This is a genomic window from Shewanella sp., assembly GCF_048265805.1.
Classification (GTDB): Bacteria; Pseudomonadota; Gammaproteobacteria; order Enterobacterales; family Shewanellaceae; genus Shewanella.
In genome coordinates, this window is record NZ_JBLXAT010000003.1 from 131,241 (window position 1) to 156,436 (window position 25,196).

The window sequence follows — 25,196 nt, forward strand, 5'->3', positions numbered from 1 at the left end:
ATAGCGCACAAAGCCTTGAATTTGCGTTAACAGCGTCAAAGGTTTACGCCATAATGAAGGCAATCTGTCTGGTCGTTTTAGCTCGGGAGCTTTACTTGAATACTCAGATCAACATTTTGCTGTTATGTGGTGGCGGTGGCGCCGAACACGATATTTCACTGTTATCTGCACGTTATTTTGAATCCTGTTTATCACAGCGCGATGACGTCAACTTACTGTGGTTAGAGCTTAACGCCCAAGGCGAATATCGCACCCAACAGGGTAAAAAATGTGAGTTGACCAACCGTCGTGAAATTCGTTTTGAAGACGACACCGACGCGTGGCGCGTTGATTATGTGATCCCCTGCATTCACGGCTATCCCGGTGAAACGGGCGACATTCAATCCTATTTTAATTTGATCAATCTGCCCTACTTTGGCTGTGATTCTGAAGCAAGCAGCAACTGCTTCAACAAGATCACCGCCAAAATGTGGTTTACTGCGCTTGGCATTCCTAACACGCCATACCTGTTTGTGAATCAAGTCGATGATGAATCGCTGCAACGTTGTGAACACGCGTTTGATACTTGGGGCTCGCTGTTTATCAAAGCCGCCTCACAAGGCTCGTCTGTCGGCTGCTTCAAAGTCGATAACCGCGACGAAATCAAAGAGACCTTGACCCGCGCATTCAGCTATTCACCGTATGTGATCGTAGAAAAGACCATTCGCGCCCGTGAGCTAGAAGTTGCCGTGTATGAATACCAAGGCCAAGTGATTGCCACCAAACCGGGGGAAATTATCTGTGCCGATAACACCTTCTACACCTTTGAAGAAAAATACGCCGATAACAGTCACGCGACTACGCAAGTTGAAGCCAGCAATCTGACCGAAGCGCAAGTTGCCGAGATCCGTGACTATGCCGTACGCGTCTTTAAAGGATTGAAACTGCGTCATCTATCACGTATCGATTTTTTCTTGAGCGATCAAGGTGAAATCCTGCTCAATGAGATCAATACTTTCCCAGGATTGACTAAGATTTCTATGTTCCCGAAAATGCTGGCGCATCATGGTGACGACTTCACTAGCTACCTGATGGACAATATTAAATCGCAGCTTACTAATTAGCTATTAATTATAATATTTATGCCACAAGCTAGTATTTTCGCAAAGCTTGTGGCAATTCTCTTTCGGCTATACTAAATATCAAACATCGGTATAACAGTCGACTGAGCACAGAATTTCGATAACTGATGGATAAACATCATTAATTGTCGATTTTTTTACTTTCAAAAAGCAACGTTTTCATGCTGAAAGGTTAGTGATTGCCACTCAGTCTGAGTACAGCATTAAGGTGCTAATCTTCTGATAAATATTATTTTTATGAATAAATGTTGGTGTAAATTTCGACAACAAACACTCATTTAGTAATGTATCGGGCAAACGAGCCATATAACATCCGGCCACATACAATTGCCAATAATGATAAACTTTCGTTAATTCATTGCCCTCGAAGTCTTTGCTCACAATTGGAACTCAATATGTCGCCAAGCTTTGCTTTGTCTATGCCTTGCGTAGCAATCACCCGCCGGTGCCGCCAAGTCGGTACAACCTTAAGTCTGTTAACCGCTAGCTTTTTATTGGCTGGTTGCGGCCCTGAACAGCCCGAAATCACCCCTAAGCTAGTGGTAGTCAAAACCGTACAAAAGGCCGATGTGCCGGTATACGGCAACTATGTTGGTGTCACTCAAGCATCGTTAGATGTGGAAGTTCGCGCCCGCGTTGATGGCTTCGTCGAACAAAAGCGCTTCACTGAAGGTGCCGCAGTAAAAGCGGGCGATGTGCTGTACAACATCGACAACAAACCCTACACCGCTGTGGTTAGTCGCCTAAAAGCTAAAGTAGACGCCCAACAAGCCGCGTTTGAAAAAGCCGAACGCGATGCGCGCCGTTTAAAGCCACTCTATGAGCAAGATGCTGCCAGTCAGTTGGATTACGACAACGCCATTTCTGCCGTTTCCCAAGCAAAATCAAGCTTAGCCGGAGCGAAGGCTGAGTTAGAAGAAGCGATGCTAGAACTGAGCTATACCGAGGTGCGTTCACCGATCAATGGCATGGTAAGTAGTTCAGAAGTCGATATTGGTGCCTTGGTGGGCAGCAAAGGCAAATCACTTTTGACCCGCGTCAGACAGGTCGATCCGATTTACGTCAGCTTTAACATGTCAGCGCTGGATTACCTCAATGCCCGCCGCCGCATGACCACCTTTAACGAGCAGCGTGAAGCCGAAGCCGAAGGAAAAGCCTTAGGTGGTTTTGTGCGCATTACCCTGCCAGATAACAGTGACTACAACTACTTAGGTAGCGTGAGCTTTACTGATCCGCAAGTGAACTCTAGCACTGGTACCTTTGAGGTACGGGCGGTATTGCCTAACCCGCAAAAAGAGTTGCTGCCAGGGCAATATACCCACGTACGCATCAAATTAGATGAAATCCACGACGCAATCGTCATTCCACAACAATCCATCCAAGTGGATCAAGGCGGCGTCTATGTGATGGTCGTACTGCCTGATAATCGGGTTGAACGTCGCTTTATTCTGATCGAACACCAAGGGCCGGAAGGCATTGTGGTTAAAAGCGGCCTACGTGCAGGCGAACGTGTGATTGTTGAAGGCATGCACCGCGTACGTCACGGACAGTTAGCCGAGCCGTTAGATGCGAAAACCTATCAACAGCAGATGGATGAAGAAGAAAAAGCCAAAGCCCTAGAACAACAAGCTAAAGAACAGGAGCACTAATCTATGGCTCAGTTCTTTATCGGCCGACCGATCTTCTCCAGCGTGATCAGCATTGTCATCGTGTTACTTGGCATGATCGCTATGTTCATGTTGCCAGTGGATCAATATCCGTACATTACGCCACCGCAAGTGAGTATTTCGGCCTCTTACCCAGGTGCTGCATCAACCACTGCGGCAGAATCGGTTGCCACCCCGTTAGAGCAAGAAGTTAACGGCGTGCCAAACATGATTTATATGAGTTCCAAGAGTACCAACTCTGGCTCATCATCCGTCACTATCACTTTTGATGTGGGCACCAACCCTGACTTGGCCGCGGTCGACGTACAAAACGCGACTCAGCAAGCCTTGGGTAATTTGCCTATCGACGTGCAGACCGAAGGTGTGTCTGTTTCTAAAGACGCGTCAGTGGAACTGCTGAAACTAGCGTTGACGTCCAGTGATGATCGTTACGACGAGATCTATCTGTCCAACTACGCCACCATCAATATTGAATCGGCCTTACGCCGTATTCCCGGTGTCGGCCGCACCCGCAACACAGGGTCGCGCAGCTATTCGATGCGTGTTTGGCTAAAACCTGACGCGATGGCGGGCTTGGGCTTAACCACTTCCGACATCATCGCCGCGGTTAAATCGCAGAACAAAGAAACCCCAGCGGGAACTATCGGCACCCAACCCAACGGTGATGACATCACCATGACATTGCCAATTGTGGCTGGTGGTCGCTTATCGAGCGTGAATGAGTTTAAAGAGATCATCGTTAAAGCCGACCCTGATGGTTCGCTGATCCGCATGCGTGACGTGGCACGCGTAGAACTAGGTTCGTCCGCTTATACCCTGCAATCACAGCTTAACGGTAAAAACGCCACCATTTTGCAGGTGTTCTTGCTACCGGGCGCTAACGCGTTGGAAGTGACCAAAAAGGTCAAGCAAACCATGGCGGAACTCTCCTCTAAGTTTCCTCAAGGGGTTGACTGGCAGGTGTTTTATGATGCGTCACACTTTATTGAAAACTCCATTGAAGAAGTCGCGCACACACTGGTAGAAGCGCTCGTGTTGGTAGTTCTGGTGGTTTACCTGTTCCTACAAAATGCGCGCGCCACCTTGATCCCCGCCATTGCCGTACCGGTATCGTTAATTGGTACGTTGGCGGTAATGTTGGTGTTTGGCTTTACCATCAACACCGTGAGTTTGCTGGCATTGGTACTCGCTATTGGCATTGTGGTGGATGATGCCATTGTGGTAGTGGAAAACGTTGAACGTTTGATCAACGAAGAAAACATGACCCCAATGGCCGCTGCTCGCCAAGCGATGAGAGAGCTGTCTGGCGCTTTGGTTGCCACCTCGTTGGTCTTGTGCGCCGTGTTTGTGCCTGTGTCGTTCCTCGCGGGCATCACCGGCATTATGTACCGCGAGTTTGCCATCGCGATTGCAGTAGCAGTACTGATTTCAATGTTTGTCGCATTAACACTGAGCCCTGCGCTATGTGCTATTTTGCTGCGTTCGGGCGATGCGCCAACTCGTGGTTTCTTCTTCTGGGTCAACACTCAGCTAGATAAGCTGACCGACCGTTATGTGGGCTTGGTTGCGTTGACCAATCGTAACGCCCGTCGCAGCTACACGGTGTTTGGCATTATGGTGCTGGCGGTGTGGTACATCATGAGCCACCTGCCCTCAAGCTTTATGCCGAATGAAGACCAAGGCCGCTTTTTTATCGACATGACCTTGCCTGCTGGCTCAACGGTTAACCGCACACAAAAAGTGCTGAAAATTGCTGAACGTCATGTGCTGAGTCATCCAGCGGTGGACTTCTCGTTTACGCTTGCAGGTGAAAACCGTCGTTCAGGGTCAAACCAAGCCAACGGCGAATTTGAGGTGATCCTCAAGCCGTGGGAAGAACGTAAAGCCTCTAACGAGACCATTCAAAAAGTGATGAAAGAGATCAAAGCCGATCTCAATCAAGTGCTTGAGGCGGAGTTCAACTTCTACATGCCGCCCGCCGTGCCAGGCTTAGGTAACGGCTCTGGCGTAGAAATGGTGTTACAGGATACCTCGGGCACCAACTTTAAAGGCTTGGTAGAAAGTGCCAACGACCTGATTGAGCAACTGAAAGTACAACCTGAAGTCGCCAATGCCAGCTTGTCACTGCAAAGCGCGATTCCACAGTTAAAAGTTAACGTAGATGAAGCCAAAGCGATGGCACTCGGTGTCGAAGTCTCAGACGTTTACGCCACCATCAAAACGCTGACGGACTCCTCAACCGTGAACGACTTTAACCTGTTCGGTCGCGTCTACCGCGTTAAGGTACAAGCTGAGGAAGATTTCCGTAAATACCCTAATCAAATTAAGGAATTTTACGTCAGATCATCCTCAGGTGCCATGGTGCCGATTTCGGTACTGGCCGACTTTGATTACACGGTTGGCCCCGCCAGTGTAACCCACTACAACATGTTTTCTAGTGCGGCAATTAGTGTGGTGCCGAACGCAGGTTACTCCACCGGTAACGTGATTGAAGCGATTGACCGCGTGGCGAAGCCGATGCTACCACCAGAATTCCGCTATGAATGGACCGGTATCACCTTCCAAGAAGTACGTTCTGCTAACCAAACCTCGATTGCGATTGGTCTAGCCTTGCTGTTCGTGTTCCTATTCTTGGCGGCGCTGTACGAAAGTTGGACCATTCCAATTGCCGTACTGTTGATCGCCCCTGTTGCCATGTTAGGTGCATCCATTGCCACCTTGACCAGCGGCATGGAGAGCAACCTGTTCTTCCAAGTGGCATTTATCGCCCTGATTGGTATGGCGGCGAAGAACGCCATTCTGATTGTCGAATTTGCTAACCAGTTGTATCGCGAAGGCTTGAGCCGCACCGAGGCCGCACTTAAAGCTGCCGCCATGCGCTTTAGACCCATCTTGATGACCTCCGTCGCCTTTATTCTTGGCGTACTGCCACTGGTTATGTCCAGCGGGCCTGGTTCGGTGAGCCGCCAATCGGTATCGATTCCCATTCTGGGCGGTATGATTCTGGCGACCAGTATCGGTATCATTCTGGTGCCGTTATTCTTCGTCACCACCGCCGGTTGGTTGCGTCAGAAAATCACACCAGAGAGCACTTTTGCCACGGAGGTGGAGCATGATTAAACGTCCGTTAGCCATGTTAACCGTGGCATTACTTTCAGGTTGTGTGGTGGGGCCTGATTATCAAGCGCCCGATCTGCAAATGCCGGAGCAATACAGCACCAGCTTGCAGCAAGATCACAAAGCCCGTTCGGTAAAAGATTGGCAAGCGTTTTACCTTAATCCACAACTGCAAAAGCTGATTGAGCATGCGTTAAGTAACAACTTATCGCTAGCCACCATGCAAAGCCGTTTACGCGCCGCCAAAGCCAGTTTGACGGTGACCAACGCGGACCGCTGGCCAGAAGTGAACGGCGTTGTCGGTGCCGAACGCACCAAAGATAGCGGCCTGACCAACAGCGGTGGTCTGTATGACTCAACCCGCACTTTGGGCGTTGAGGCGTCATGGGAGCTAGACATCTGGGGCGCGCAACGCCGCGCTGACCAAGGCCAATGGGCGAATACCCTCTCCAGTGCCGAGTTATTGTTGGCCGCTAAAGTCAGTTTGATCAGTGAAGTGGCTGCCGCCTACTACGAGTTAGCTGATATCGAAAAACGGCTACAAATCTCGCAAGAAACGGCCGAGTTACGTGCTAAAGAGCTCACCATTGCGCGTTTGCGTCATCAAAACGGGGTAATTTCTGGCCTTGATGTACGTCAGGTACAAGTGGAATATCAAACCGCCATGGTCAATCTGCCGCAGCTGAAATATGAACGGCAGCAAAAAAGCAATCAGCTGCGTATTTTGCTGGGTGAATACAGTTATGACATCGACACCGTCAGCTTGGATATAGATAAGCAATTCCCAGAATCATTAGTCGCGGGGATTCCATCACGCTTGCTGGAACAACGTCCCGATCTGCGAGCCAGCGAGCAAGCATTAATTGCCGCCACCGCCGATGTAGGCGTTGCGCAAGCAGCCAAGCTGCCAAGTTTCACTATCACTGGTGCCTATGGCCGAGAGTCGGAATCACTCGATGATATTCTCAAAGCACGCAGTGTCGCCTGGTCGCTGGCGGGTGGGGTAACGGCGCCAATCTTCAATGCAGGCAAGTTAGATGCAGAGCTGACGATTGCGCAAGAAACGCGGCAACAAGCGTTGTTGGCTTATCGCAGCGCGGTATTGAATGCCTACACTGAAGTGAAAGACGGCATGAATGATTACCAACGGGCGCAACAGGTGTGGATTGAACAACGCCGGTTGTTGGATGCATCATCCGCCTACTTGCGCTTAGCTCAACTGCGCTATAAAAACGGGGTGGCTACCTCGCTTGATTTGATCGATGCACAGCGAAATCACTTTACTGCCGAGCTAGAGTTGAGTGAAGCACAGCGCGATCGCCAGTTAGCGATGATTACTCTCTACCGAGCGCTTGGTGGTGGTGTTGGGCAGCAGACTGCGATTGATTTGGTGCAAGCTAACGACGCGGATTCCAGCAACAATATGGTCTCAAGTAACGCGGCGAACTAAACGCTCGACTAACAGCCTCATTTGAGGCTGTTTTTGTTTGTTCTCAATAACTTTCACTAATCCCCCACAATTTGATCTGTTGAACGCTTTTCCTATGGTTAGTGCCACTGGCGAGATTTAATCGTCATAGCCACTTTTGAGGTGCCGAAAGGCGCGGCGGTTGAGTTAGCCGACATAGTGAAGTAACCGCCTTGGCTTTGATTGAACTGATAAAAATAGATCCAGCCTGATACTTTCTCGCCTGCCCGACAGTTATGTATATTGCTCAAGCTGCCGCAAAAGGTGACCGTATTCGTATCATCTGGCTCCGATGCCGCCAATGACGCGGCGTTGGCGTTGCCGTAGCCATATTGCAACACTGCTACCACAATAGTGCCCGCATGTACTTGGCTGGTAGAGCGACTATTTTTGTCGAGATATTCGTAATCCCCATAACTGCTCGATGCGACCCCAACAACCTGCAGCAGATTAAGCCCCTTTTCCGAACCAATGACTTGCCGTGGCAGCTTCAGCTTATTGAGGTTGAGCCCTTCAAAGGACTTGCTTGCCGCGGCGGCGACACCACCCAATATACTCAGCCCACATAGTACAAATATGATTATTTTTACGAGCGTTTTCATCATCAAGCCTATTAAGCTAGCAACACAACAATATAGACATATCATTCGTTTTGAACGAATCAAAATAACGAATCAACATAAGTACCAACAGGTTCTGGCAATAGATCTTGTGGATGATCCCCACCAAAAGTAGCTAATCCACTTGTCCCATCAATGGTGACTGAAGAAATGACGCTCTCATCGCTTAGCGAATAGATAACGATTTTGATACTGGCTTTATCGGGGATACCAGACCACTCTGTAGCTCTATCTTCCCAATGTAAAATTGAAGGATAAACCAGTAAATCTACTGGTTGAGATGCACTTGATGCCAACGCTTGCTTGTACGATTGATAATCCCGTCCAACGTCAACATCTACCAGATGTTTTAAGAATGCGGCTCTGATAATGCTTGCGACTGTTTTTCCAGAGCCCGAATAATTTGTGTTGCCATAACTGCCATCTCTGGGCAACGCTATATAGACAGTAGTGGACTCAGGAATGACCGTTTTTTTGGCTGCCATATTCTGAGTGATATTGATACTGTCCGCACAACCAACTAATAGAGAAACGCCCAAAGTCACAGCGAGAATAGCTTTCATAAGCTTACTATTATCCTTTTGTTCAATTTCGATTAAATCCATTTGCTGTGCCAATGCCGTTGCATCCGTAGCACTTGCCTCTTTCATGGTTAACATACGTGTGGCTTTATTATCACCTACCGCGTCAATGGTCACAGAAATCGCTGACGCCAGCGAAGTACCAATTAATTTGCGTTACCAACGCGCACTTAGCAAATTTTTTCAGCGCCGAGGCAGCCAAGATCTGTTATGCCACCTGCCCTCGTAAATATCATCAAGATCCCAGATGTTGCCTTTTTGAGAACATTGTACGGTGGCTGTTCATGTGTCTCTTTCAAGCTGTTCTTGCTTATAAATAATCTAGGTAGGACGAGACATTACTCATCAGCGGCTGATTGCGACGTATGCGCTCGCCAATCCTTAATGGCAGTCAATGCTAATTCGGCAAAATCGTTATGGACATCGCGGTTCTGATAAATCGAATCGGTGTTTTTGGAGATAGGCACAGAATAATGAATCGCGTGCGCCAGCGAGGACAAATAGCTGCGCCCTTCATGTAAGTAACGCGTTCGCTCCTCGCCATTCAAGCGGATCATAAAGCTATAACTCACCGCACTCATGCTGCAATGAGCATCTAACAACAGGTCGCCATCATGCTCAAACAAAAACCAAGCCCAACTTTCGCTGTCTAACACTTTCATCGCTAGTTCTTCTCATCCATTAGATCACTGTTGATACCAAACAAAAGGAGCAAGCGCCGTATCGTACACTTGCTCCTAATGATGGGTTATTTAGCTTGGCGATGTGCCTGCAGCTTTTGGTTGAAATCTTCCGCCAGCGTTTGCAGTTTAGGGATAAAATTCTGCATCATCTGCTGTGACAACATGAGTGAGTCTCGGGTGACTGCGGGCATTTTCTTCACCATAGACTGTCCGGTTTCAGATTGATAGAACACCAGCATGTCTTTGATTTCTTTATCGGTGTAATGCTTGAGATAGATCTGAATCATCGGCTCTTTCATCTTTTCCCAGCTAACTTCTTTCCGCATCTCGCTGGTCACTTGCGCCATGTATGCTTCGAATAAAGCTTGCTCGTCGGGTTTAATGCCCAGTTGTTTCCCCATACCGTTAAACATTTGGCTGGATTGATCGTAGATATTCTCAATCATCGCATTCATGTTTGATGCTTCCAACAGCGCTTCAACATCAGCTCGGCTAGCTTCTTGTGCCTGTACCGCAACCGATAGCAGTAAGCCAAAGGCCAGAACAATTGTTTTACCCATCATATTTCCCTTTTGTTATTTCAAACGCTAATGCCCTATGGCAAATGTGCGTCATTCCCAGCCGCTATCATAATCCTTCATGCATTGTGAGTCGAAGGCGCGCACCTTCATGACGACAATTTTGCTAGCTGATAGTGCGAAGCCTACAACGGTTCACATTCAACGAGCCACGCTATCTATAATGCGTTAACACAAAAATGCGCCACGCGATAAAACTCAAAATATTACAGGGATTCCCCCTCCCTTATCAGCTAGCTACCGTTGCCGCTTACGGCCAATGCTAGCGCTCATTACCCAGCAATAGGCACACGCAAACGCCATTAATGCTCGTCAATGTGCTTCCAATAAATCGGTAGCAGATAATTTTTACACTCTTCACAGTAAAAGCTGTTATCGCCAAGTGGCGTCAGCGTAAAAGACATTGACTGTTGCACATTCAACGTCTTAGGTTTGCAATAATCGGCCGTCTCAAGATAATCAAACACGGCCACAAAACTGATGTCGTTACCGTTTAAACAGATATTGTAATCCAGCGCCATACTGGCTCTATTGCCATACAGCGACGCACGGTACTTATCGACTAAGATGCGGCTGTTACCGATAGTGTCGCGGAAATATTCGGGATATTGATCTTTGAAGTTGGCACCGCTCTCGGTGTCTTTGTCGGCGTCCCTGACGAAATAGCCGTCGTAGGGATTATCTTTAACGATGTAGTCGAAATAAAAATCGTCAAAATAGTAGATGCGAATGATGGTAACGGTAGCGATGACGAATACCACAGAAGATGTCACCACCTTTCGCGTTGTTGATGTGCGTATAAATCCCCATAACAACACCGCCACAGCGACAAAGGTATCGGCAAAAATCGTCAGAAAAAACAGCAAAGCGTCAGCGTTATGCGTCAGTCCCTGATACATAGTTTCAACGTCGCTGTCATAATCATAAATAAAACCGAGCACTAAAAAGGCAAGGCAAACAAGCAGCGCAGCAACGACAGAAAGTGAAATAATTGTTTTATTTTTCATCAAATTAACAACCGCTGTTAAGATACATCTACATCCTGTGCGCTAATCATAACGTGGAATGTAAGGTAGAAGCTAGGATGAACGGTAAGCCATAAGCCATAAGCCATAAGCCATAAGCCATAAGCCATAAGCCATGCAAATATTAAAAACTAACGGCTAGTCAGCCACTACTATCTCGCAAATCTGCCATCCTAAATATACAGTTCGCGTTGCCCTTGCACATGACAAGTGCTTTTGCGACCAAAAACGGGGGAGTCCTAGGGCAGCGACGGACGGATGAAAAATCGAACGAGATTACCGCGCTACCCGAGTTATTAGCGCTATTGGAGCTGGAAGGCACAATGGTGACGCTTACCAGGCACTGTGTCGATTTAGACCACTGGCTCCGTCGTTGAGTGCATATGTGCTACTGGGGTCAGTGGCGGAAGCCTCGGACTAAGGTGCAGAGTTTACTTAAACGAGGTGTCAGGATCCAAGCCGCTGTTACTGGTGAGCTTACAAGTAAAGACCCTTGGCTTAGCTCGAAAACCCCAGGCATACAGCAAGCGCTGAGTAATGAGTATTTGAAGAAAGCAGGACTGTATTCACAAAGAGATGGATGGATTGCCGTTCACTGTCCTAGCCAAATAACACGCTAGGTGTTCTAGATTGACCGCCCTGTGCGGAGCCGCATGCACGATGGTGTGAGAGCTGGAGGCTAGATACCTCCGGCTACCCGATTATGCGCCGCCACTTGCCCCGAAGCCCTTTAGATACCATAATTAGGTATTATTTGGTATTAAGGAGGCTGTGATGGCTAAAAATACGAGTATTACTTTAGGCGAACACTTCGATGGTTTTATTGCGAAGCAAATCAAAAGTGGGCGCTACGGTTCTGCAAGTGAAGTCATTCGTTCTGCTTTGCGCTTGCTTGAAACCCAAGAAACAAAAATGAATACACTACGCCAACTTCTGGTTGAAGGCGAAGAAAGTGGCATGGCTGACTATGACCTTGATTCATTTGTCAATGAACTCGATAACGAAGAAAGAGAATGAAGCCATTCCAACTCACCAATAAGGCGAAATCAGATTTAAAAGACATCGCTCTCTTTACTTCTCGACGTTGGGGCACAGAACAGCGTAACGTTTATCTTAAACAATTTGACGAATCTTTTTGGCTATTTGCAGAAAATCCTGATATTGGCAAAACATGTGACGATATCAGAGAAGGATATCGGAAATTTCCCCAAGGAACTCACGTTATTTTTTATCAACAAATTGGCAGCCAGAACATTCAAATTATCAGGATATTGCACAAAAGTATGGATGTTCATCCGATCTTTGGCGCAACGCCTTGCTTACCGGCCCAACAGAGCAGTGAATATGCGGTGCAGTATCCCCCTCATTTACAGTGAATACATCGCTATATGCCTCTGGCGCGATGATAACCTCACCATTGGCAATGCTGTCTGACCTACTTATTACATCGTTAATCCGCTGCCTCAGGTCGGCAATGGCATAAGCTCTGATTACCAAAATTTGGGCAATTATAACGTGCCAGAGTTAACCTAACATCACACGGCTAACGCGATAACAGAGACTAAGATGGCTAGCGTCTTATGAAGGTAACCAAGCCTTCGCGCTATTGTGGCGTTGTCAGTCATCACAGCGCAAAGCCGCTAACCACGGCATCGGGCAAATAAGTCTTTATCAGCTTGGTACACCTGAGATCGCACGTTGAACATGCCTAACAAGGTATCAAACAGATTATCGTGACTGATGCCCTGCTGCGCGGTTAAGCCTTTAACGCACTGCACTTGCAAGCCGTTAGCGCTCGCAAATTCGTTTGGTAACCACACCAACCAAGGTACGGTGGTTTGCTCCTTAGGGGCGAAATTGTACGGTGTGCCGTGTAGGTATAAACCTTTTTCCCCCAAGGATTCACCGTGATCTGACAGGTACATCATCGCGGGTTGATACTGATGTTGTGCCTGTAGGGTACGAATCACTTCGGACAGAATGTAGTCGTTGTACAAAATGGTATTGTCGTAAGTATTGATTAACTGCTCACGGGTGCAGTTTTGGATATCGCTGCGCGGGCAATCCGGCATAAATTTTTGCTGCTCTTTGGGATACCGGAGGTAATACGTTGGCCCGTGACTACCAATAAGGTGCAACACAATGATACGATTTTTAGCGCCAGTTGTTGGCGTCGCTAAGGCGTTGTTTAAGGCGTCAACCAACACCTGATCTTTACAGAATTTGCCGTCACACAGTGGCGAATCCATGTTGACGTCTATCACTGTATTGGCAACGCGATCGCACACGCCCTTACAACCGCTATCGTTATCCAACCACGACACCTCAATGCCGGCATGGTTGAGTACATCCAACACGGAATCTTGCGCCTTGGCGCGGCGACCATCGTAATCACTGTGGTTCATACGCGAGAACATGCAAGGCAAAGACACCGCTGTGGCGGTGCCGCAAGATTGTACGTCGTCAAACGCCTGTAAATTGTAGGCCTGGGTATAAGGATTGGTCGCGCGCTGATAACCGTAATATTGGTAGTTCATCGCTCGAGCAGTCTCCCCCACTACCATCACCAACAATTGCGGTTTGGCTTGCGGTGCAATAGGTTCGGCTTTTGCGTCTAATCCCAGCGGTTGGTATACCAGCGGTGCTTGTAGATAGTGCTGATCAACATACTTAATTGCTGAGCCAACAAAGTAGCTGGGGACAAGATATCGTTTAACTTCCATGTTGTTACGCAAAAATGACGCGTAGTTTTGCATGAACACGAAAGCAATCATCCCGGCAACTAAGATGTTACCCACAATGAAATAGGCTTTACGAGCCAACTCCTTAACGAATGGGCGATACGCAATATCGGCTTTAAGCAACAACAACGAGGGCAAAATGCCAGTGACCAGAAAATTAATTACTGACGACCAATTAAGGTAGGTCATCGCTTCTGAGCTGTTGGTCTCAAGAGTGTTTTCAATCATGCCAGTATCAAACACCACCCCGTATTTAAAGGCGGCAAAAAACACGCTGGATGACAGTAAAATCAGCACCACAAAAAATGGTTTGAGTAGATAGCGAAAACTAAACAGAGAAAACAACGCCGCCAGAATGGCAACAAGGAATACCGGAATGGTGGCAACAAATAGCGGATCGATATGCGCCTGGTGTTCTAAGCCCCTTTTTACCACCGCAAAAAACGGCAGGTTAAACACCATCACAAAAAACAGTGCCAGCAAGAAAGTAACGCGATTTACTGAGAGCGATTTAAGCACCTGAAGTCCTGTAAGCATCCGATATACATCGATGGGTTAACAATCAACATAGTATTTGTAGCTTTGAGGACTTAAGGTTTGCTTAAGAGGTTTTGCCGACCAATAAATATCCTATTAGTCGGCGATTCATCATTTAAAAGGCGCGATTGATACGCTCAAGAAAACTCAAAAATTGCTGACATTCAGTGGCATCGAGACTGGTGGTCATCTCCTTGGTTAACTGCAAATGTAGCTGGTCATGCTCAGCAAACATCTGTTGCCCAGTTGCTGTTAGATTAACCGACACTGCACGTCTATCGCCCTCGGTTGTCTGGCGTTCAACCAGTCCATTCTTAACCAAGCGGTCAACCAGCACCGTAAGTGTCCCCGTAGTAACCCCCAGCTTGTCGGCGAGGTCTTTCATGCGCAATGGACCATTTGCCCCAAGGATTTCAACCGCATGGATCTGCGCTAACGACACGCCTTGATCACGCACCACACTTTGCTCCCATGAAGAAAGACGCTCATAAAATTCAATGACTGCGTGGTTAATCTGCTGCTGGATTACGTCAGTTGCCATACAACGTCCCTTCCTTAATGATGACCGTGATGATGGTGATGAGAATGCCCATGGTCATGCAGGTTAGTTTGCTGGCAACAGCTTGCACGGGGGTGTTCCGCTTGGTGACAATCGTCACAGCGATTCACTTCTACGGTGAGATGGTCAATCTGCGGCATATCTGCCAGTAATGCATGGTAATAATCTGCGGCTTTAGGCTCATGGCTAACTAAAGTCACCATCGCTGCATGGTTGTCAGCACTGACTGGCCATACGTGAATATCAATCACTTTATGATCATGTTCCGCTTCAATCTTCGCGATAATCTGTTGGCTCATCGCTGGTGCGACAGAGGCATCCAACAAAATTGGGCTTGTTTGTTTAACCAAGCCCCATGCCCAACGGCTGATAATGATGGCCCCCACAATGCCCATCAACGGATCTAACCAAGTCAAGCCAGCGTACTTACCCGCCATCAAGGCCCCAATCGCTAAGAGTGAGGTCAACGCATCGGCCAACACATGGAAATAAGCAGCTTTTAGATTATGGTCATCATGATGATGGTGTCCGTGGTCGTGACCATGATGGTGATGACTGTGGTTATCTTTCAGTAGGAACACGCTCACCACATTGACAATCAAACCAATCACCGCCACCAAAATTGCGTGATCAAACTGGATATTTTCAGGATGCAGCAAGCGCATGATTGATTCTATCAACATCAGAATCGCCACTAAGCCCAACGCGACAGCGCTAGTAAACCCACCTAGCACGCTCACCTTGCCCGTACCAAAACTAAAGCGTGGGTTGTTGGCGTGCTTACGGGTGTATGAGTAAGCAAATAAGGTCAGCATAAATGCCGCGGCATGAGTGCCCATATGCCAACCATCGGCCAGCAATGCCATCGAGCCGAACACCGTACCGGCGGTGATCTCAGCCACCATAGTGATCAGGGTTAACACTAACACCAGTTTAGTACTGCGTTCCCCCCCTTCATTCACGTGACTAAAATTATGCGTTTGTTGCCAACGGGTTGTTGAGTGAAATTGCTGAGCCATGACAAAAATCCAATTCGTTTGATAGTCAATTAACTTGATACTCAAACTATTCTAGTTTCAAACAAAATGCAAATGGGGATGCGAGCAAAATGCGTACGAGCTAACACTATTTTTTTGTCGCTATTTTTCACAGCCACAGTTAGCCATTGCCTAAGTTGGCGATATGCCGCTGGCAACGGCTGACGCATATCGCAGTCAACTTGCGCAAAAATCCAACGTTAGCGCACAACGCCCCCATACCTAACGGCAAAACAAACAGCAATTTTGCAGTAAACCCTTTTATAATGTGGCGATAAAAATAAGGAGCTGTCATGTCATTGAGTTTTATTCTGGTGCGCCCTGCGCGTGCGGCTAACGTAGGTGCAGCGGCACGCGCCTTAAAAACCCAAGGGTTTGGTGAGTTAATTGTGGTTGATTCACAAGCTCATACTGAAGAAGAAGCGCAATGGGTGGCCTGTGGCGCAGAGGATATATTAAGCAACGTTCGTACAGCGGATAGCTTGGCAGCACTGCGAGACGAGTTTGACCTGCTAGTGGCTACCACAGCCCGTGATCGTAGCAGCCCGCATACTTTCCATAGTCCAGACGAACTCGCCCAGCTGTTGGCAGATAAACCACAATCTCGTGTAGCGATTGTGTTTGGGTGTGAAGCAAGCGGTTTGTCGAATACCGACTTGGCCCTGTGCGATCTCTACAGCTATGTGCCATTAGCTGGTGAGTATCCATCACTTAACTTAGCGCAAGCGGTGATGGTGTACAGCTATGAGTTAGGTATGAAACGTTCAGACCAACGCATCGGCTTACAGCAACAGGCTGCCGATGAGCAGCAAACTCAGGCGTTAAAAAAGCGGGTGTTGCAAACCATGGCACAACTGGGCAATCAACAGGATGACAAATTAAAACAGTGGTTGCTGGACGGTGTAGCGCAATTGGGTGAACGAGATATCAAAATGGCTCATCAGCTGGTGGGTGACATTCTAAAACACACCAGTAAAAACTGAGTTAACGTTGCGCCACCAGTTCGCGCAACGCCGCAATGCTATCCATTGACGCCATTTTATCGCGGCAACGAGCCCACAAGGTGCATTCCACAAAGAGATTAAACCAATCCGCCAGTGCTGCCGCGCTGGCTTGTTCACCACATGCTTGTAGTGCCAGCACTGCCACTTCGGCAGTGCCTAATTGAAAATCACGCTGCCCCTTGCGCAGGCGATAATGGGCAATGCTTTCAGGACTAAATGACAGCATGGGTAACGTTTGCAGATAGGGACTTTTACGAAACATTTTCACCGCTTCGCGCCAGCAGCCATCCAATAAAATAAACAGTGGCTTCTGCGCCGATGCGCCTTCAATTGCCTGTGGCAATTGCGCTACCACTTGCTGCTGCTCAAGCGCATATTCTGCTGGAAACACCAGATAAGGCTGATACTGCGGATCGGCCAGTAGTGCCAAGAGCCCGGCATCTGGTGCGGTGCGCGACCATAAAAAGGCGTAAGTATCTGGGATCAGGTCGGCAATCAGCCGACCACTATTACTTGGCTTGAGTACTTCGGTGTCGTACATCACCAATGCAAACGCTGCATTACTGTGACAAGGCTTGCGCCATGCACAAGTACAGACAGTTTGTGGCAACATGCAGCGACGACAACGCACCACTTTGTTCCCGCGCGAGGCGTAAGGGCGAGTGGCCAGAGATTGCCGATAGTCAAACAAGCGATGCACCGCATGCAGCGGTTGTTGCGCATTGGCGGCGCAATTAACTTCAACGTCTAACGACAATCTTGTGTACCTAGTTAGTGAGGGGCTGTTTATCTTTGCTGATTGTTTTTGCAGCTGGCAGAGCATGATTTAGGCACGGCAGGTGATGTGCCGTGGAATTATTCTCCACCAACAACACCCAACGCCAAATAAATTGCGCTCTACCGCTGCCCGAAGGCTTCATTTAAACACCTCAGATAATCAGCCCCTACCGATTACAGAATGCGCCGTAGCAATAAATCCGCTTTTAAGCGACGGATGCGGTTGAGAATCTTCTTCACGGGTGCCGGATATTGCTGCAGTGTATCGAGCGCTCGGTAATGATTTAACTTATGACCGTGCACCAGCAAACGTTGCTGCTCATCAACGAACTTCTCTTTTAGCTGTTGCTGCTCATCATGCACTAATAGACCGTTTTCTAAATCCAATGCCCATGCACGTGGATTAAGGTTACTGCCCGTCAGTAAGTGTTGCTGATGATCTACGCTAATGCCTTTCAGGTGGAAGCTATTATTTTCATGCTTCCACAGATAGACATTCAACAGCCCTTTCTCAATTGCCCATTGTTGACGCTTCATAAACTTACGCAGTGATTGCTCATACAAGTACGGCAAGGCACCAATGGTCGAAAACGGTTTTTCCGGCGGAATATAAAAATCGTTAGCGGTTTTGTCACCGACAATAATATCGATTTTCACACCCCGGCGCAGTTGGCGACTGATCGCCCGCGACAATGAATATGGCGGATTAAAGTATGGCGTACAGATGAACATTTCGCGCTGCGACGACTTCACCAGCTCCAAAATCACATTGTTCAGCTTGTTACCTTTGCGCCCTAGCCCCACCAAAGGTGTCACCCGCAAGCCAGCACGTTGACTACGGAAACGGTAACAGGCATGAGCAAGGCGCTGCTTAAACGCGCGCAGTTGGTTTTTATCGGGTTTACAGCAGTTGTCATCGGTTAGTTTAACAACAGCTTCATCGGCCAAAATATCTTGGTCAATCATATCGATCATGCTGGCCGCCAGTTCAGCGGAGTTGATCAGATAGTAACGATCCAAGCGATAGCGTTGCTGCTTTTGCAAATACACGTTGTTCAGGCTAGCGCCGCTATAGATGACGTTGTCATCAATAACGAAGCCTTTGAGGTGCAACACCCCTAAGAACTCACGCGATTTTACCGGTACACCGTAGATAGCAAATGGCGTAGCCGCTTGCTGCATCAATTTACGGTACAACAGATAGTTACCGCTATCGCCTTTTTGGCCAATTAGGCCACGGCGGGCGCGGTGAAAATCGACGAAAACTTTAATATCAAGCTGTGGATTGGCCGCTTTGGCAGCTAACAGTGCATCGAGGATCTCACGTCCAGCATCATCATCTTCTAAATACAGTGCTGCAATATAGATGACTTTTTGTGCTTGCTTGATCTGTTCAAGCAGTGTTTCCCTGAAATGAATCGGCGTAAGTAGCCAATGAATGTTCTCAGGGCTAATGGCAATGCCGCCAGAATGGTCCAGCAAGATATCCTCCTATCTATAATTCCACCACGGGAACTTATATCACTTGCCCAGCAAAAAGCTGCTGCCAAAATAAGGGATAAGAACTTACCGACTTGTGGCCGCATCGGCAAGCAGTTTCTCGGCGAACCGCTAAGCCAAAAGCTTAATTTGCTTCAGAAATCGCCAATTTGTTATTTTTACGACGATAAATACCCGCTATCAGTGGTTTAGCGAGTTATACTGCGGGCAAAATAGTACGCAGTAATATTGTATATAGAAAGGTTTTTGCATGAAAAAAGAGCTATGGTTTACGCTGTTGGCCACATTGGCGGCGGCATGGGGGATCTTCCATTTTAAAGATTGGTTGGGCGCCTTGGTGATGCCACTGTTTCTGGTATTAGTGGTATTTGTTACCTTGAAACTTTATAGCTTGATGGTATCAGATGATACCGATGAATAATCACTTACCCAGTTAGTATTCGATGAAGAAACAATGCCACGCCCTCACCGCCCGACGTTCCCCCTCGGCCATTACGCTAATGGCGAGCATGATAATGTATGCGGCAAGTTGCTTCGCCAATGCGGCACAGAGTGATTTTGCGTGGCAAACGCTGCAAACCAACAATACCAATGTGTCATTAATTGTGGCCGATCCCAACGGTCAGCGTTTGATCGACTTCAATAGCCAACAACTGCAACTTCCTGCCAGTACACAGAAACTGTTTACCGCCGTCGCCGCCACCAAAGTGCTAGGGCCAGATTTTGTATTCAGTACCGCGCTTTATTACCAAGGGCAGATTCAAGGCCAGAAACTCAACGGCAACCTGTTGCTCAAGTTTGATGGCGACCCACGGCTAACCAGTGGGCAACTGGGGCGATTGTTAGCTGAAGTGCCTAAAGCAGGTATTACCGAAGTAAACGGAGACCTACTACTGGTGGCTGATGATGACGGCCCCCAATGGGGCGCGGGTTGGTTATGGGATGATCTTGGCGTTTGCTTTGCGGCACCGGTTGGCAAACTGATCCTCGATAAAAACTGCGTAAAAGGTGCCGTCACCAGTATTCAGCCGCAGCAAAAACAACTGACGGAGGCTACAACCAAGGTGACTACGCCAGCGGTCTACCCTAGCCGTGTGCATTTAAACTATCCGTTAACCATCGACAATCGCGCCAGTTATCAGCCTCAAGCACCGAGTGCCTTATGTAAGCTGCACTTGGGTCATGCGCAAGGGAACCAATACCAACTGACAGGCTGTTACCAACTACGCGACCCACTGCCACTGCAAGTGGCGATTGTTGACCCTGCCGCTTATATCCAAGCGCAAATCAAGCAGCAAGTCGGCAACACATTCCACATTAATGGCGAGATTAAAGTCGCGGCAGCGGATACGACAAAGGCCACCTTAATCAGCCAATTTCCGTCAATGCCGTTACAGCAGCTGCTGACTGAGATGTTAGCCAAATCCGATAATTTGATTGCCGATAGTGTACTGAAGCGTTTAGGCGAGCAACTATTTCAGCACAGCGGTTTTGAGTATGGCGCGTTAGCGCTAAAACAAACCTTAGCTGAACTTGGGGTCGACCTGACCAACGCCAATATTGTCGATGGTTCTGGCTTATCCCGCTACAACCAAGTCAGCGCAGGACAGCTGTTTTCACTGCTGCTGTTATTGCAACGAGATGAGCAATTGCATTGGCTCATCAAAGCACTGCCCGTAGCAGGCAATAACGGTACACTCCAATACAAGCGCGGCTTCGTCAATCCGCAATTACGCGGCAAGATAAGAGCAAAAACAGGCAGTATGACGGGGGTTGACAATCTGGCAGGCTTTATTGAGATAGGTGTTGGTGACGCAGCGGCTTTGTACCCGTTTGTACTGTTAGAAACCGGCTTACCTGCCAGCCAATACCATCCAACGACATTAGCCCCACCGCTGCTTAAACAATTAGTAAAACAGCTGTCGCAGCGCCGAGCGATAGCCAAAACACCACAAGTAGCGACACCTAACGCCAGCAAGGCGCCCGACAAAGCGCAGCGCTAATCATTATTGAATAACACTGCGCTTGCCAATTAAAACGCGGCAACATCCAGCTGCATGGTTGCGCTTGAACCGGCTTTAACACTGGCTAAATGCATCGTAAAACGAGGCGCTAACCGCGCAAAATAGTAGTCGGCGAGTTGCGCTTTGCTACTGACGTAATCCTGAGGCAACGTAGCTTGATGTTGCTGCGCCGTTTGTTGCATCAGCAGCCAAAAATAGCCGCACATCAAATAACCAAACGCATCCAGCGCATCAACCGCTACCGCGTTGATCAGATGACTGTCTTGCTCCTTGGCCAGCATCACGTCGTTAAGTGCGGACAAAAACTCATCCTGCATCGCTTGTTGTTGTGCGATTAAATGAGAGGGAACGTCACTAAACTGGGCCAGCTGCAACGACTGCTGATGGAATAATTCGCTGACGGTACTCAAGCGATCAGCGATCAATTTTCGCCCCACAAAGTCGATGGCTTGAATGCCGTTTGTGCCCTCATAAATTTGCGCAATACGCGTATCGCGTACCCACTGTTCAATTCCCGTTTCTCGGATATAACCATGACCGCCGAACACCTGTTGGGCATTGATGGCACATTCTAGACCTCGGTCGGTAAGAAACGCTTTAGTGACCGGAGTGAGCAGCGCTGCCAGCTTAGTGGCATATGCTTGCTGCTCGCTGTCTTGACTGTATTTGGCTAAATCCAACTGTAAACCAGTGAACACCGCCAGCGCCCTGCCCGCATCGGTTAAGCAGCGACTGTTGAGCAACATACGTCGCACATCACCATGGACGATAATCGGCGCTTGTTGCTGTGCGTTGTGGCTATCACTGCCCTGTAAACGCTCTTTGGCGTAGTTAGCCGCCATGCGATATGACGCTTGGGCGCTACCCAGTCCTTGAATGCCAATCGACAAGCGCTCGTAGTTCATCATAGTGAACATACACACTAAACCGCGGTTAGCGCGTCCCACCAAAAAGCCTTCAGCATTATCGTAATTCATCACGCAGGTGGCCGATGCTTTCAGTCCCATTTTGTGCTCAATTGCCCCAGCGCTTACCCCGTTAGCTTGCGCGCAATTGCCTTCAGCATCCACTTTGAGTTTAGGCACAACAAACAGAGAGATGCCCTCACTGCCGGCAATTTTAGCGAGCACGAGGTGGATAATGTTTTCGGTCAAATCATGATCGCCGCCAGTAATAAAAATCTTACTGCCGCTGATTAAATAACTGCCGTCAGCTTGAGGTTCTGCTTTGGTACTGATGCAACGTAAGTCGGAACCCGCTTGCGGTTCCGTCATATCCATCGCACCTGCCCATTCGCCAGAATACAAGCCAGGCAAAAAACGCTGTTTGAGTTGCTCATCGCCGTGCGCATGAATGCACAGCGCCGCCCCAGCGGTGAGCGAACCGTACAAATTAAAGGCGTTGTTGGCGCTGTAGCCAAGTTCATCCACCAACACTCCCAGCATTTTCGGCATGCCCATACCGCCAAACTCGGGTTCGCCACACAAGCCCACCCAACCACCTTCGGCATATTGGCGATAGGCATCACGGTAGCCCGCAGGCGTAAACACCTGCCCGTCAGTAAAGCTCACGCCTTGTTCATCACCACTGCGATTGAGCGGTGCGACCAACTCACCATTGATCTTGGCGGCTTCATCTAAAATTGCCGCGGCGGTGTCGATATCGATGTTATCTGCCAGTGCGGGCAACGATTGCCATACAGAAGGTGCATCAAATACTCGCTGCAATAGAAACATCATCTCGTCGGTTGGTGCGTGATATGAACTCATGACTAGCCTCGGCAATTTCAAACGAGTGTTTAATTTAATCGCTATTGGCAAACTTAGCAAACACCTCACTTCAAAGCGGCGATGCGATCACGCTTCTTAGTCAATAAAGAATGCCGGAGCACTATGGCGTCCGGCATTCTTTATTGACTGAGCAACTGCGGTGTATAACTTAGCAGATACTAATCACATCGTTTTCAGCATGTTCTTTGGGCAGTTTCTGCATCATCTGCAACAACAATGGATTACCCAGCACATAACTGCGCTCTTTGTTATCGAGCACTCCGAGCAGTTGCTGCTGGCTTTGTGCTTCGTGCACTTTGACGCGAGCAATCGCATCCAGCGCTTCAATTTGGCCACCGGGTACATGGGTCGGCAACTTATCCATAATCGCCATATGCAGTTCCATCAGTTCTGGACGTTCTAACAAACCGGGTAGATGCCAGATCTGCGTCAGTGAACGCTCATAGGCTTTACGCGCCTCAGCAGCGGCAATAATCAATTGTGGCGGTTCAATCTCTTCTGGCGTTGCCAGCAGTTTCTTCGATTTTACCCAACGCCCAATTTTCTGCGATGCCGTTGCCATCGATAACGGCACAGCAATCCACAAACCGATCAATGCAGGAGATAGCCAAGCCACTAGCACCCACGAATCCAAATAGGCTAAGTAGCTGATCACAATGCCTAACACCATGTGCCAGCGGTGACGATACAACACATCTTTCCAAGGCAAACTACCATCGTCACGGCGCTGTGGCGCCCAGCCGCTGTCTTGCCCTGATAAAATAGCAAACACCGCGCCACAGTGAATAAACATCATGATAGGTGCAATCAGCGCAGAGATAATAATCTCTAGCAAAATACTGCCAATAACTTTGACTCTACCGCCCAGTTGTTTGCACTGTTTACTGTCAGTGAATAACAAAATTGAGCCAAAAATCTTCGGCGCAAACAGAATGCCCATGGTGATATAGAACAGCCGCAGTGCGCGGTCTGAGTCCATCACTGGCCATTTAGGGAACAGCGAGAATTGATCGGTAAAATATTCGGGACGGATATAGTGCGCTTGCAACGCCAACGCCAAACCAACCAGAATCAACATCAACCAAAACGGTGATGACAGGTAGGACATGATGCCGGTCACTAAGTGCAAACGGTTGATCCAATGTAAGCCTTTGGTTGGCAAAATGCGGCTGTGCTGTAAGTTACCTTGGCACCAACGACGGTCACGGATCGCCATATCAATCATTGATGGCGGACATTCTTCAAATGAGCCCGGCAAGTCAGCGGCGATTTTAACGCTCCAACCTGAACGGCGGATCAGTGCCGCTTCGACGAAATCGTGACTCAAAATATGTCCACCAAACGGTGGCTTACCTTTCAGGGTTGGCAGGCCGGCACATTCAACAAACGCTTTCACACGAATGATGGCGTTGTGGCCCCAGAAGTTACCCTCTTTTTGCACCCACCATGCTAGGCCAGTACCAATCACTGGGCCATAAAAACGCGCGGCAAACTGCTGTAATCGCGCCAACACGGTCACACCACTTACCAAGTAAGGAATGGTTTGAATCAAGCCAGCGTCAGGATCTGCTTGCATACGCTTAGCCAGCTCAAGAATACAATGGCTTTGCATCAAGCTATCGGCATCCAGCACCAGCATACTTTCGTAATGTGCTGCCCAACGGGTACAGAAGTCTGCCACGTTACCGGATTTACGCGCAGTATTTTTGCGGCGGCGGCGATAATACACCTGCACTTTGCCGGCAACGCGCTTACGCAATAACCAAAATGCTTGTTCTTCGGCTAAGGCAATATCTGGGTCGGTCGTGTCTGACAGAATGAACCACGAAAACTGCTGATGTTCTTGGGTATCTTTGGTGTATTCCACCAAGCGCATCGCCATAGTTTCTACCGCTGAGAATACTCGGTCTGGCGATTCGTTATAGGTTGGCATCAATACCGCGACTTTATCGGTAAGTATGTCTTCGGTGGTATTACTACGCGGTTTGAAACGACGTGACATAATGGTAATAAAGCCAGCCACACCACCACTAAATGCCAATGCAATCCAGCAGAAGTTGATCGCAAACAAGGCTAACACCACATATTCCAACGGCGTTACTGAGGCGACACTGAAAACTTGCAGCATTTCGTAGATCGCAAACAACGAAATAGCCGACGCGGAACCAACCACTAACACGCGGCGACTCACTTTGGATTTAACACCGTTAGGGTTAATACTATTTCGCGGAAATCCCTTACTCAATTTACGCAAATCTTGCGCAGGCATAGGCTGCGGCTTTTCGGGCGGCATAGCCGCCCCACCCTCTAACACAGGATGTTGCTCTTCAATCAGACTATGGCTGAAACGAGACTCCATGTAACTCT

21 protein-coding genes and 2 pseudogenes are annotated in these 25,196 nt (G+C 48.4%); 11 read left to right on the plus strand and 12 right to left on the minus strand.

Annotated features, from left to right (window positions below; all coding sequences use genetic code 11):
- Positions 1-95: 95 nt before the first annotated feature.
- From ACN0TT_RS03015 to ACN0TT_RS03030, 4 genes are all read left to right on the plus strand, one after another.
- Positions 96-1,103: a D-alanine--D-alanine ligase gene (locus tag ACN0TT_RS03015; protein ID WP_417760663.1), complete on the plus strand. Its 1,008-nt coding sequence runs from the start codon at positions 96-98 to the stop codon at positions 1,101-1,103.
- Between the two features lie 413 nt (positions 1,104-1,516).
- The gene (locus ACN0TT_RS03020; protein WP_417760664.1) at positions 1,517-2,770 is read left to right on the plus strand and encodes an efflux RND transporter periplasmic adaptor subunit; all 1,254 of its coding nucleotides are present in this window, start codon (positions 1,517-1,519) and stop codon (positions 2,768-2,770) included.
- 3 nt (positions 2,771-2,773) lie between these two features.
- Positions 2,774-5,908, plus strand: coding sequence for an efflux RND transporter permease subunit (locus ACN0TT_RS03025; RefSeq protein WP_417760665.1), 3,135 nt, complete (start codon positions 2,774-2,776; stop codon positions 5,906-5,908).
- The gene (locus tag ACN0TT_RS03030; RefSeq protein WP_417760666.1) at positions 5,901-7,355 is read left to right on the plus strand and encodes an efflux transporter outer membrane subunit; all 1,455 of its coding nucleotides are present in this window, start codon (positions 5,901-5,903) and stop codon (positions 7,353-7,355) included. The genes ACN0TT_RS03025 and ACN0TT_RS03030 overlap by 8 nt, the downstream gene beginning before the upstream one ends.
- Positions 7,356-7,453: 98 nt before the next feature.
- Here ACN0TT_RS03030 and ACN0TT_RS03035 read toward each other — a convergent pair whose 3' ends face one another.
- From ACN0TT_RS03035 to ACN0TT_RS03055, 5 genes are all read right to left on the minus strand, one after another.
- A complete protein-coding gene (locus tag ACN0TT_RS03035; RefSeq protein ID WP_417760667.1) occupies positions 7,454-7,978 on the minus strand; it encodes a DUF4879 domain-containing protein in 525 nt (174 codons plus the stop codon).
- 56 nt (positions 7,979-8,034) lie between these two features.
- Complete coding sequence (locus tag ACN0TT_RS03040) at positions 8,035-8,691, minus strand: DUF4823 domain-containing protein (RefSeq protein WP_417760668.1); 657 nt, start codon at positions 8,689-8,691, stop codon at positions 8,035-8,037.
- A 221-nt stretch (positions 8,692-8,912) separates the two neighbouring features.
- Complete coding sequence (locus tag ACN0TT_RS03045) at positions 8,913-9,236, minus strand: hypothetical protein (RefSeq protein ID WP_417760669.1); 324 nt, start codon at positions 9,234-9,236, stop codon at positions 8,913-8,915.
- 86 nt (positions 9,237-9,322) lie between these two features.
- Positions 9,323-9,820 (minus strand): DUF2059 domain-containing protein, encoded by a 498-nt coding sequence (locus ACN0TT_RS03050; protein WP_417760670.1) that lies wholly within the window; start codon positions 9,818-9,820, stop codon positions 9,323-9,325.
- 317 nt (positions 9,821-10,137) lie between these two features.
- On the minus strand, positions 10,138-10,842 hold the full coding sequence (locus ACN0TT_RS03055) for a hypothetical protein (protein ID WP_417760671.1): 705 nt from the start codon (positions 10,840-10,842) through the stop codon (positions 10,138-10,140).
- A 212-nt stretch (positions 10,843-11,054) separates the two neighbouring features.
- On the opposite strand from ACN0TT_RS03055, the pseudogene ACN0TT_RS03060 reads away from it, so the two are divergent.
- The 4 genes and pseudogenes from ACN0TT_RS03060 to ACN0TT_RS03075 form a co-directional block, all read left to right on the plus strand.
- Positions 11,055-11,195, plus strand: a pseudogene (locus ACN0TT_RS03060) (ISAs1 family transposase); the annotation flags it as partial.
- Between the two features lie 9 nt (positions 11,196-11,204).
- A pseudogene (locus ACN0TT_RS03065) lies at positions 11,205-11,480 on the plus strand (group II intron reverse transcriptase/maturase); the annotation flags it as partial.
- Positions 11,481-11,634: 154 nt separating this feature from the next.
- Positions 11,635-11,877 (plus strand): type II toxin-antitoxin system ParD family antitoxin, encoded by a 243-nt coding sequence (locus ACN0TT_RS03070; protein ID WP_417760672.1) that lies wholly within the window; start codon positions 11,635-11,637, stop codon positions 11,875-11,877.
- Complete coding sequence (locus ACN0TT_RS03075; RefSeq protein ID WP_417760673.1) at positions 11,874-12,236, plus strand: type II toxin-antitoxin system RelE/ParE family toxin; 363 nt, start codon at positions 11,874-11,876, stop codon at positions 12,234-12,236. The genes ACN0TT_RS03070 and ACN0TT_RS03075 overlap by 4 nt, the downstream gene beginning before the upstream one ends.
- Before the next feature lie 264 nt (positions 12,237-12,500).
- Here ACN0TT_RS03075 and ACN0TT_RS03080 read toward each other — a convergent pair whose 3' ends face one another.
- The 3 genes from ACN0TT_RS03080 to dmeF all read right to left on the minus strand — a co-directional run bounded on the left by ACN0TT_RS03080 (position 12,501) and on the right by dmeF (position 15,716).
- Positions 12,501-14,138 carry a phosphoethanolamine transferase gene (locus tag ACN0TT_RS03080; protein WP_417760674.1) on the minus strand — a complete coding sequence of 546 codons (1,638 nt, stop codon included), beginning with the start codon at positions 14,136-14,138 and terminating at the stop codon, positions 12,501-12,503.
- 115 nt (positions 14,139-14,253) lie between these two features.
- Positions 14,254-14,679 carry a MarR family winged helix-turn-helix transcriptional regulator gene (locus ACN0TT_RS03085; protein ID WP_417760675.1) on the minus strand — a complete coding sequence of 142 codons (426 nt, stop codon included), beginning with the start codon at positions 14,677-14,679 and terminating at the stop codon, positions 14,254-14,256.
- Between the two features lie 14 nt (positions 14,680-14,693).
- Entirely contained in the window at positions 14,694-15,716 is a 1,023-nt protein-coding gene (gene dmeF / locus ACN0TT_RS03090) for a CDF family Co(II)/Ni(II) efflux transporter DmeF (protein WP_417760676.1), read from the minus strand.
- A gap of 311 nt (positions 15,717-16,027) precedes the next feature.
- Here dmeF and ACN0TT_RS03095 point away from each other — a divergent pair, with 311 nt between their 5' ends.
- Entirely contained in the window at positions 16,028-16,717 is a 690-nt protein-coding gene (locus tag ACN0TT_RS03095) for a tRNA/rRNA methyltransferase (protein ID WP_417760677.1), read from the plus strand.
- A gap of 1 nt (position 16,718) precedes the next feature.
- On the opposite strand, the gene ACN0TT_RS03100 is transcribed toward ACN0TT_RS03095, so the two are convergent.
- On the minus strand, positions 16,719-17,495 hold the full coding sequence (locus ACN0TT_RS03100; protein ID WP_417760678.1) for a tRNA-uridine aminocarboxypropyltransferase: 777 nt from the start codon (positions 17,493-17,495) through the stop codon (positions 16,719-16,721).
- Positions 17,496-17,689: 194 nt separating this feature from the next.
- A complete protein-coding gene (gene pssA / locus ACN0TT_RS03105; protein ID WP_417760679.1) occupies positions 17,690-18,997 on the minus strand; it encodes a CDP-diacylglycerol--serine O-phosphatidyltransferase in 1,308 nt (435 codons plus the stop codon).
- A 268-nt stretch (positions 18,998-19,265) separates the two neighbouring features.
- Here pssA and ACN0TT_RS03110 point away from each other — a divergent pair, with 268 nt between their 5' ends.
- Positions 19,266-19,436: a hypothetical protein gene (locus tag ACN0TT_RS03110; protein WP_417760680.1), complete on the plus strand. Its 171-nt coding sequence runs from the start codon at positions 19,266-19,268 to the stop codon at positions 19,434-19,436.
- A gap of 94 nt (positions 19,437-19,530) precedes the next feature.
- A complete protein-coding gene (gene dacB / locus ACN0TT_RS03115) occupies positions 19,531-21,018 on the plus strand; it encodes a D-alanyl-D-alanine carboxypeptidase/D-alanyl-D-alanine-endopeptidase (RefSeq protein WP_417760681.1) in 1,488 nt (495 codons plus the stop codon).
- Positions 21,019-21,047: 29 nt separating this feature from the next.
- Here dacB and ACN0TT_RS03120 read toward each other — a convergent pair whose 3' ends face one another.
- Both ACN0TT_RS03120 and mdoH read right to left on the minus strand, forming a co-directional pair.
- Positions 21,048-22,808: an acyl-CoA dehydrogenase gene (locus tag ACN0TT_RS03120; RefSeq protein ID WP_417760682.1), complete on the minus strand. Its 1,761-nt coding sequence runs from the start codon at positions 22,806-22,808 to the stop codon at positions 21,048-21,050.
- A gap of 169 nt (positions 22,809-22,977) precedes the next feature.
- The gene (mdoH, locus tag ACN0TT_RS03125) at positions 22,978-25,188 is read right to left on the minus strand and encodes a glucans biosynthesis glucosyltransferase MdoH (protein WP_417760683.1); all 2,211 of its coding nucleotides are present in this window, start codon (positions 25,186-25,188) and stop codon (positions 22,978-22,980) included.
- Between the last annotated feature and the right edge of the window lie 8 nt (positions 25,189-25,196).